Source organism: Aquibium sp. ELW1220 (genome assembly GCF_030398385.1).
Taxonomy (GTDB): Bacteria; Pseudomonadota; Alphaproteobacteria; order Rhizobiales; family Rhizobiaceae; genus Aquibium.
This window is the reverse complement of the sequence record NZ_JAOAOQ010000106.1, coordinates 1-1389: the sequence shown is the minus strand read 5'-3', so window position 1 is coordinate 1389 and position 1389 is coordinate 1. Positions and strand designations below refer to the sequence as shown.

Sequence of the window (1389 nt, the reverse complement as noted above, 5' to 3'; positions counted from 1 at the left end):
GCTCGTTGCGCACTCGCCCGCATCGCTCCGCCATCCCTTCGACCGATTCGTCGACAAGCGGTTTCCCGAGCGCTAGCGGCAAAAGTGAGTCGTTCGTGAAATGAGGGGATTCATGAGGGGTAATGCTGGCCCTGTTGCTCCAAATCGCCGCAATGGTCTCTGCCGTCAACGAGTGGCGCCGCAGGCAGCGCCGGCTGCACGTTGCAAACATGCACGAGCTTTGGGCAAAATCACGCACGCAGCGCTATTTTCAGCTGGGGCAGATGGCAGCGGGCTTTGCTCACGAGATTGGTACGCCGGCGCAGACGATCACACTCGCTGCCTCCAATCTCAGAAATCTACTTGAGAAACGAGACCTTCTGAAGGACGACATCGCGACCAAGATCAAGCGGATCGAGGTTGCCATCTCCAGAATTGCGTCATTGTCGAATTCCGTGAAGTCCTATCGCTCGCGCGAGTTTAACGACCGGAGCAGCCTGAGCCGCAATGTCGAGAATGCCGTTTCTATAACGATGCCGATGCTCAGGATCGACAATGTTCGGATCGCCATCGAGGGAAATGTAGACGATTGCGTCGGAGTTTCCGATGATGAAGCACAAACGATCGTCATCAATCTCATCGAGAATGCGCGAAAAGCGATCGTCGAAGCCAAGCGTGATGTCCGTAAGATCACGGTACGACTGAGTAGCCTCGAGGGAACCGCGCATGTGGCGATTTCGGACACGGGTTGTGGAATTCCGGAGGAATTCATCGATCGTGTCTTCGAACCGGAGTTTTCTCCTCGGGGAGACGGTTCCGGCCTTGGCCTCTTCATAGTCAAGCAGATCGTTGAAAGAGCCGGTGGGCGAATTGCACTCGAGAACACCCGTACCGGCGCATGCGCGAATGTATGGCTGCGATGTCTCGACTGAAGTGGCAGCGGCCACCGATCGGCACCGTGGCCTGATCTCGTTCAGGACGCTCCTCCGCATTCTGTTACGAAATGCGGTACATTGCAGTCGGAACAGGCCATCTCAAATGCCACAGCCCACACATGCTGTCCCTCCCAGGGCCGGGAAGAACGCAACCGTCCCTCGGATTCGCAGTAAGCCTTCGCCGAGGGCCGCCTTCCTTCAGGCGTTTTTCTCGTTCGCCATGATGACCTCGATGACGTCTGGCTCACATTGCTCGTCGATGAGGAACTGACGGATGCCGCCGGCCCAGGTGCGCACGTCGGCCAGGAACTCCTGAAGGGACTCGATGCCGCGTTGGGTGAATGTGACGAGACTTTCGTAAGCGCGATCAGCGCCACACGGTTTTTCCGAGTTGACAGGATCGCCCGCTCACCAGCGAGCCGCCTTGACGCGGTTCGGCATGAAGTGCGATCGGATTGCTACAACGGCCCTGGCG

At 57.7% G+C, this 1389-nt stretch carries 1 protein-coding gene; it reads left to right on the top strand.

Going from position 1 to position 1389, the window contains the following annotated elements:
* The first annotated feature begins 122 nt into the window (after positions 1-122).
* Positions 123-911 carry a HAMP domain-containing sensor histidine kinase gene (locus N1F91_RS30890; protein WP_289997746.1) on the top strand — a complete coding sequence of 263 codons (789 nt, stop codon included), beginning with the start codon at positions 123-125 and terminating at the stop codon, positions 909-911.
* The last annotated feature ends 478 nt before the right edge of the window (positions 912-1389 follow it).

Bases quoted from the DNA above. Each gene is read 5' to 3' on its own strand.
- N1F91_RS30890 (WP_289997746.1), top strand. From the start codon at position 123: ATGCTGGCCCTGTTGCTCCAAATCGCCGCAATGGTCTCTGCCGTCAAC.